This is a genomic window from Mycobacterium sp. Soil_C_30 (assembly GCF_057656995.1).
Genome location: NZ_JBDGJH010000045.1, coordinates 1 through 7,001 on the forward strand (window position 1 = coordinate 1; position 7,001 = coordinate 7,001).

The window sequence follows — 7,001 nt, forward strand, 5'->3', positions numbered from 1 at the left end:
GGCCGTCGACCAACCGACCGGCGGCGGCCAGGGCCGCCAGGTCGGCTGCCGCCTGGGCCCGGTGCCGCGCCACCACCGCGGCGCCCACCTGCGCCACCGCCAGTGACACCACCAACAACGCGGCCAGCATGCCCACCGCCGCCACGGTGGCAGCGCCCCGGTCATCCCCCAGGTTCGGCCGCGGCGATCGCTTCCGCGCTGAGGGTGAGGCCCGGCAATCGGGCGGCATCGACGGTGACGGTGGCGACGACGAAGTGGCCGTCGCGACGGATCCGGATCTCGGCGCCCGGCGGGGCGATCCGTTGCGATACCCGCACTGCCGACTGGTCGCCGCGGGCGGCCAGTCGCGCCGCCTCACGGGCAGCGTCCAGGCAGCGGATCTGCCCTGCCACCGCGCCGACAGCGGCCACGCAGAGCACCAGCACCGCCGCCAGAGTGGCAACGGCCAGCGCCGCCTCCACTGTGGCGATCCCTGCGTCATCACTCAGACGCTCGTGTTGAGTGCCTTGCCGATGATCCCGGTCAGAGCCCCGGTGATCGAGTCTCCGGTGACGACGCTGTAGAGAATCGCACCGAACGCGGCCGCGGCGATGGTGCCGATCGCGTACTCGACGGTGGACATGCCACTGTCGTCGACCACCAACAACGTCAGGCGCAGCCGTATCCGCTGAATCATGTTGTGCATCAATCCTTTTCCTTTCTGACGGTTTTCTCACCACAGCCCGGCCCCGAACACGTCACCGGCCAATCCGGCCACTGTCGGAACGATGCCGAGACAGACGAAGGCGGGCAGGAAGCACAGCCCCAGTGGCCCCGCGATGAGCACCGAGGCGCGTTCGGCGGTCGCCGCCGCCGCATGGGTCGCGTCGGCCCTGATGTCATCGGCGAGCTCGGCGACACCCTGGGCAAGCGCGGTACCCGATGACGCCGAACGGCGGGCCAGCCGCAACAGGGCTTGGCAGTGTTCGTCGGCGACAGTCGCGGGGGGAGCGGCCCAGGCGGTGTCGGGATCGGCGCCCAGGGCCAGGAGTTCGGCGGCCCGGTTCAGGACCGCGGCCAGTTCGGGAGGGGCGTGCCGGGCACTGGCGTGCGCGGCGGTGGGCACGGCCATGCCGGCGCGCAGGCACACCGCCAGCACATCGAGCGCCGATGCGCTTGCCAGCGGATCGGCACCCGGAGGCGCCGACCGGTCCGCGAGGTCGGGGCGAGGCGCTGCGGCGCGGGTGCGCACCCGCAGCGGACCTGGTCCGAGGAGCACGGCCACCGCCAGCAGCAGTGCGGCCATCATGTCGGCAGCCGATCGGTGATGCGCCCCGACCACAGCACCCCGGCACACAACAGGCCGACCCCGGCCACCAGCACCCAAACTCCGGCGCCCCGCGTCAGGAACGTCGTCGATGCCGCCCCCAGCAGTTCACCCAGAACCACTCCCAGCACCGGCAGAGCCGCCAGAATGGCCGCCGTTGCCCGGGCTCCGGCCATGCCCGCGTCCACCTGCGCGGCGTATCGGTGCCTTTCGGCGATGTCGAGTTGCGCTGCCCGCATCAGCACACCGATGGGTAGACCGTGGTCGGCGGCCAGTTGCCAGCAGGCCGCCAGCTGCTCCCACTGCCGGGGCAGCCGGGAGCCGGTGGCCACGGCACGAAGACCCGCAGCCACGTCGGCGCCCAGCCTGGCCCGGGCCGCCACCGCCCGCAGGCCCGAACCGGTCGGACCGTCGATCTCGCCGGCCGTCACCTCGAACGCCCGCACGGGGTGCGCCCCGGCCCGCAACTCTGCGGTCAGCAGCTCCAGCGCGCTGCTCAGCCACTGCCCCTCCCGGCGGGCGCTGCTACGGGTGACCCGATGGCGGCGGCGCAGGACAACGGTGCCGAGCAGCAGGAACGCCGCGATGACCGTCGGGACCGGCAGCTGCACCACCATCAGCGCCGCCCCTGCCCCGGCCAGGGCCACAACCGCCGGCCCGGAAGGCCGGCGGCGCAGCGGCGGCCGGCTGATGCGAAGGCGCCTGCGGTTGGCGTGCGGGTGCACGAGGACGGCGACGGCGAGCAGCAGGGCCGCCGTCATCGCTGCCCCCGCTCGGCGATCAGGCGATCGAGTGCGGCGAACCCGTCACAAGATCCTCGATCGGCATGCCAGGCCGTCATGGCGTGACAGGTGTCGGACCGTTGGTCGCGCTGCAGCACGGCGATCTCGTCGAGCCGGCGGGACCCGTCGCGGTCCCGCGCCACGTGCAGCAGCACCCGCACCGCGGCGCCGAGTTGGCTGTGCAGCGCCGCCCGGTCCAGACCACCCACCGCCCCCAGCGCTTCCAGCCGGGCCGGCACCTCACCAGGACTGTTGGCGTGCACGGTGCCCGCACCGCCGTCGTGGCCGGTATTGAGCGCGGCCAGCAGATCGACGACCTCGGCGCCGCGCACCTCGCCGACGATGATCCGGTCGGGACGCATTCGCAGGGCCTGGCGCACCAGCTGGCGGACGGTGATCTCGCCGGCCCCCTCCACATTCGCGCCCCGGGCCACGAGTGTCACCAGATGTGGGTGCATGGGTGCCAGTTCGGCGGCGTCTTCGACACAGACGAGTCGTTCTTCGGGCGCCACCGCGCCGAGCAGTGCGGACAACAACGTCGTTTTGCCCGCTCCGGTACCTCCGGAGACCAGGAACGCCAACCGGGCATCGATGACGTCCCGCAGGATTGTCTCCGCAGTGGGGGTGATGGCCCCCGAGGCGCACAATGCCTGCAACCCCTGCGTCGCCGGGCGCAGCACCCGTAACGAGATGCAGGTACCAGCCACCGCAACAGGTGGCAGGATCGCGTGGAGGCGAACGGTCAGACGCGCCGCGCCGATGCCGGTGAGCAGCCCGTCGACCCACGGCGATGCGTCGTCGAGACGTCGCCCCGCGGCCAGTGCCAGCCGCTGGGCCAGCCGCCGTACTGCGGCCTCGTCAGCGAACCGGACCGGGCTCCGCCGCAAACCGTGTCCGTCATCGACCCAGACCCCGCCGGGTTCGGTGACCAATACGTCGGTGGTTCCCGGCGCGGCAAGCAACGGCTCCAAGATGCCGACGCCGGTGAGTTCTGTCTGCACTGCCCGCAGATTCGACAACACCTCGGTGTCGCCGAGCAGACCCGCCGATTCGGCCCGGATGGCCTGCGCCACGACGCCGGCCTGCAGAGCCCGCGGACCCGAGAGCGCGTCGGCGGCCAACCGCTCGCGCACCCGGTCGATCAAGGATTCGTTCATGCCGCCCGCCCCGCCGACGTCCGCTCCAGCAGCGCGGCCACCCGCCGGGCAGCGACGGCCAGCGGGGAGCGGGCCCCCAGCTGCAGCCCGCCGCGTTCGAGCCGCTCGGCGATCAGCGGCTGGGGTCGCATCGCGGCCAGCAGCGGCAGCTTGGTCAGGTCGGCGATCTCCCCGGTCGCAAGCCGCCCGGCGCCGGGCCGCGAACCACCAGCCCGACATTGGGGTTCACGGCGGTCAGAGCGGGAGCCATCGCCGCGGTGGCGGCACACGACCGCACATCACAGGTGGTGATCAGTACCACCAGGTCGGCGTCGCTCAAGGCGGTGCACACGGCGTCGGTCAGCCGGCGCGGTACATCACACACCGTCGTCACACCCGCCCGCCGGCCGGCGTCGAGTACCGCGGCCACCGCACCGGCCGACAACTCGTGGCCCGTCCTGGCTCCCGACAACAGCGCGACACCGCGGTGCTCGGGCAGTGCGGCACGAACCGCCGGCCAGTGGAGCCGTCCGCCCTGAACCGTCAGCTCCGGCCACCTCAATCCAGGGACGTCCTCCGCGCCGAGCAGGAGGTCGATACCGCCACCCCACCCATCGAGGTCGACCAGCAGCGGCGCGGTGAGCTGATAGGCCACCGCCGCGGCGAGAAGTGAGGCGCCTGCTCCGCCGCGACCCGCCACCACCGCGGCCGTCGCGCCGCTGCGGAGCCCGGTGTCGCTGTCTTCCGAGATGCCGCGGACCAGTTCCTCGGCCCGGGCCGGCATCGCCAGAACCTCTTCTGCCCCAACTGCTATCGCAGCCTGCAAGGTGGACGCGTCGGGTTCGCCGAGAGCGCAGAGGAACACCGTGTTGCGGCGGGGCAGACCGGCTTCGGCGCAGCGTCGGGCAGCTTGGGCATCGACCGCCACCGCGGTGGCCGCGGACCAGACCTTGCGGGTGGGAACGGCAGCGGGGTCGAGATGAACGGCCCGGACACCGGCCGCCGCGGCCGCACGATCGACTTCATCACGTAGCGCGGGTTCAGCAATGAGGGCCAACAGCCCAGCGGTGCTCGTCACCACATCACCGTGGCTGGAAAGTGCCAGGGGCGGCTAGTCGACTTTGTGACTTTGTGGATGGCTCGGCATTTGTGGACAACCGCGCCGGATTTCGTTTCTAGCGAAAAACGCAACGCCATCAACAAGATGAATCGGTGGTGGCTGGCGAAAACATGCCCCAAACGAAGGACGACCCTCGCCAGGGGGGGAGGAGGCGAGGGTCGTCGTGTATCAGCCCCGGGGGGTCGGGCTGATGCACACCCGGCATAAGCCGAGTAATACTCACTATACACACGACCCAGCGCACTGGCGCAAGTCTCGATTGCAACACGCCAGCCGGATAGGGATTCAGAATTGCAGTCCGCGACAGGTGGCTTGAACTGCCATTTTGAACACTATCCCGGTTGGTGTCACGAGCACACCTATTGTGGGAGCGTGACCGCCTCCGATTCGGCCGCCGAGCAGCTAACCGCGCCGCAAACCGGCGGGACTGACGCGCAACCCGCCCGCACCGCAGCGTTTTTCGACCTCGACAAGACCATCCTCGCCAAGTCGAGCACCCTTGCTTTCAGCAAACCCTTCTTCGACCAGGGTCTGCTCAATCGGCGAGCCGTTCTCAAGTCCAGCTACGCCCAATTCCTTTTTCTGATGTCCGGCGCCGACCACGAGCAGATGGACCGTATGCGGTCCTACGTCACCGCCATGTGCACCGGCTGGGACGTCGAACAGGTCAAGTCGATCGTCGGGGAGACACTGCACGACATCGTCGACCCCCTGGTGTTTGCCGAAGCGGCCGATCTGATCGCCGATCACAAGCTGTGCGGCCGTGATGTGGTGGTGGTGTCGGCATCCGGCGAGGAGATCGTCGCCCCGATCGCCCGCGCGCTCGGGGCCACCCATGCGATGGCCACCCGGATGGTGGTCGAGGACGGCCGTTACACCGGCGAGGTGGCGTTCTACTGCTACGGCGAGGGGAAAGCCCAGGCGATCCGGGAGCTGGCCCAACGCGAGGGTTATCCGCTCGAACACTGCTACGCCTACTCCGATTCGATCACCGACGTGCCGATGCTGGAGACCGTCGGGCACCCCTCCGTCGTCAATCCCGACCGCGCGCTGCGCAAGGAGGCCGCCGCGCGGGACTGGCCGGTGCTCACCTTCACCAAGCCCGTCTCGCTCCGGGACCGGATTCCGGCGCCGTCGGGCGCGGCGGTGGCCACCACCGCCGCGGTGGGCCTCAGCGCCTTGGCCGCCGGCGCGCTGACGTACTCGCTGCTTCGCCGATTCGCGCTCTGACACATCGGCGTAACGATCCGGAATCGCGCCGAAGCTGTTCGCATTTGGGCCTTGCTGTGACTGGGGTCACGTAGTACAAAGGAAGGCACGGAAGCCCGGTGAGGCCAAGATCGACTCGGAAGAGAAGGGCTCGATCTCCCGCATCAGGCAACCCAGCACGGGTCCCGGCACCCACGCGGAGCCACAGCCGCGATAATGGCAGAAGTGTTGCGGGCCTGCGTGATTGCGAAAAGCGGATGTACCAAGACCTCTTGGGTTGAGGTCAGCTGCACAGCGCATCGCAAGAACGCCGAGGCCAACCCAGGCAACCCACCTTGGACGCTTGGTAACCGGAGATCCGTGCTAGCGGGCGGTGAACTGCATCCTGGTTGAATCCAGGATCGGGGCACCGCCCGCTTCGTACGTCGGGCCTACTTCTTCTTCTGGTCCGCGATCGAAATCGCCTCTCGCGCACCGGCTTGCAGCGCCCGGCAGTGCAACAGCAGCCATTCGGTCAAACCCTTCTCCGTCCCGGAGGCGAAGCCCTGGGCCGCCGTCCGGTACTCGGCGGCGCGCCGCATCCAGTACACCTCGGGCACGCCGAGGCCGTGCGGATCGAGTCCACTGGCAATGCTCACCAGTCGCGCAACGCCGCGCGCCACCACACCATCGGCGCTGCCGAATGCCGCCAGGGTGAGCAGTTCGCCGTGCGCCACCGCGGCAAGGATGGGCGCGGGCACTTTCGACCCGCCCGTCACCAGCTGCGACATCAGATCCAGCCGGGCGGCCACCTCTGGTTCCGATCGCGGGCGGGCCAGCTCTTGTTCGCCGGCCACGTCGGCGGCGGCCAGCATGTGCAACCGCGCCAGCGCCTGCAGCGGCGCTCGCCGCCACACCCCCACCAGCGTGGTTTCACCGCCCTCGAGTGCTTGTGACACACGCAGCGCTCCGGCGAACACCGGGTCCGACGCGGTGTGTTCATCGAGTTGCGGGGTGCCGCCGTCGAGCACCGACGACGCCCTGGCCGCACGCAGCGCCGCTTCCGCCGCGGTGACGGGCCAGCCCCGCAGATTGGCGCGATGCCGGTGCGCCCGGCCCAGCGCGTCGCGCGCCTGTTCGGCGGCTTCGGCGACGCCCGGCAGGGCTGCCAGCGGGGCCAAGGGGTCAACACTCACCGGGCCACCGCTCACAGGGGCTCACCCTACTCGCCGGACCGCTGACCCGAGGTTCGGCAACCGTTCGGCGCACGCCACACACCGCCTGCAGCGCCCGTTGTGAGTTGCCAACCTCTTTGCAACCTTGGGTGACTACGCTCACAGCCATGACCGAGACGCACTCCGAAGTTCTGTCAGCGTATCCGCCCGCAGCGGAGTTCGCCGAGCAGGCGAACGCCACCGCCGCGTTGTATGACGAGGCCGAGGCCGATCGGCTGGCGTTCTGGGCGGCTC

The 7,001-nt window shown here is 70.2% G+C and carries 8 protein-coding genes and 1 pseudogene; 1 reads left to right on the forward strand and 8 read right to left on the reverse strand.

What is annotated here, in order from left to right:
- The 7 genes and pseudogenes from AC3A6P_RS35955 to ssd form a co-directional block, all read right to left on the reverse strand.
- Positions 1–229 (reverse strand): pilus assembly protein TadG-related protein (locus AC3A6P_RS35955; RefSeq protein WP_487697426.1); only part of this gene is annotated, 229 nt, incomplete at its 3' end.
- Positions 162–461: a TadE family type IV pilus minor pilin gene (locus tag AC3A6P_RS35960; RefSeq protein ID WP_487697427.1), complete on the reverse strand. Its 300-nt coding sequence runs from the start codon at positions 459–461 to the stop codon at positions 162–164. The genes AC3A6P_RS35955 and AC3A6P_RS35960, both read right to left, overlap by 68 nt.
- Before the next feature lie 23 nt (positions 462–484).
- Complete coding sequence (locus tag AC3A6P_RS35965) at positions 485–685, reverse strand: DUF4244 domain-containing protein (RefSeq protein WP_487697428.1); 201 nt, start codon at positions 683–685, stop codon at positions 485–487.
- A gap of 27 nt (positions 686–712) precedes the next feature.
- Positions 713–1,288, reverse strand: coding sequence for a type II secretion system F family protein (locus AC3A6P_RS35970; RefSeq protein WP_487697430.1), 576 nt, complete (start codon positions 1,286–1,288; stop codon positions 713–715).
- Positions 1,285–2,067: a type II secretion system F family protein gene (locus AC3A6P_RS35975; RefSeq protein WP_487697431.1), complete on the reverse strand. Its 783-nt coding sequence runs from the start codon at positions 2,065–2,067 to the stop codon at positions 1,285–1,287. The genes AC3A6P_RS35970 and AC3A6P_RS35975 overlap by 4 nt, the downstream gene beginning before the upstream one ends.
- Positions 2,064–3,245 (reverse strand): TadA family conjugal transfer-associated ATPase, encoded by a 1,182-nt coding sequence (locus AC3A6P_RS35980; RefSeq protein WP_487697432.1) that lies wholly within the window; start codon positions 3,243–3,245, stop codon positions 2,064–2,066. The genes AC3A6P_RS35975 and AC3A6P_RS35980 overlap by 4 nt, the downstream gene beginning before the upstream one ends.
- Positions 3,242–4,284: pseudogene (ssd, locus tag AC3A6P_RS35985) on the reverse strand (septum site-determining protein Ssd). Before ssd ends, AC3A6P_RS35980 begins: the two are co-directional and overlap by 4 nt.
- 432 nt (positions 4,285–4,716) lie before the next feature.
- On the opposite strand from ssd, the gene AC3A6P_RS35990 reads away from it, so the two are divergent.
- A complete protein-coding gene (locus AC3A6P_RS35990) occupies positions 4,717–5,574 on the forward strand; it encodes an HAD-IB family hydrolase (RefSeq protein ID WP_487697434.1) in 858 nt (285 codons plus the stop codon).
- Between the two features lie 410 nt (positions 5,575–5,984).
- Here AC3A6P_RS35990 and AC3A6P_RS35995 read toward each other — a convergent pair whose 3' ends face one another.
- Positions 5,985–6,728, reverse strand: a complete 744-nt coding sequence (locus AC3A6P_RS35995; RefSeq protein ID WP_487697436.1) for a Fic family protein — start codon at positions 6,726–6,728, stop codon at positions 5,985–5,987.
- Positions 6,729–7,001 lie beyond the last annotated feature (273 nt).

What these genes read in the sequence shown, in the direction of transcription:
- AC3A6P_RS35965 (WP_487697428.1), bottom strand. Translation starts at nt 685, where the DNA reads ATGCACAACATGATTCAGCGGATACGGCTGCGCCTGACGTTGTTGGTG.
- AC3A6P_RS35970 (WP_487697430.1), bottom strand. Translation starts at nt 1,288, where the DNA reads ATGATGGCCGCACTGCTGCTGGCGGTGGCCGTGCTCCTCGGACCAGGT.
- AC3A6P_RS35975 (WP_487697431.1), bottom strand. Translation starts at nt 2,067, where the DNA reads ATGACGGCGGCCCTGCTGCTCGCCGTCGCCGTCCTCGTGCACCCGCAC.
- AC3A6P_RS35980 (WP_487697432.1), bottom strand. Translation starts at nt 3,245, where the DNA reads ATGAACGAATCCTTGATCGACCGGGTGCGCGAGCGGTTGGCCGCCGAC.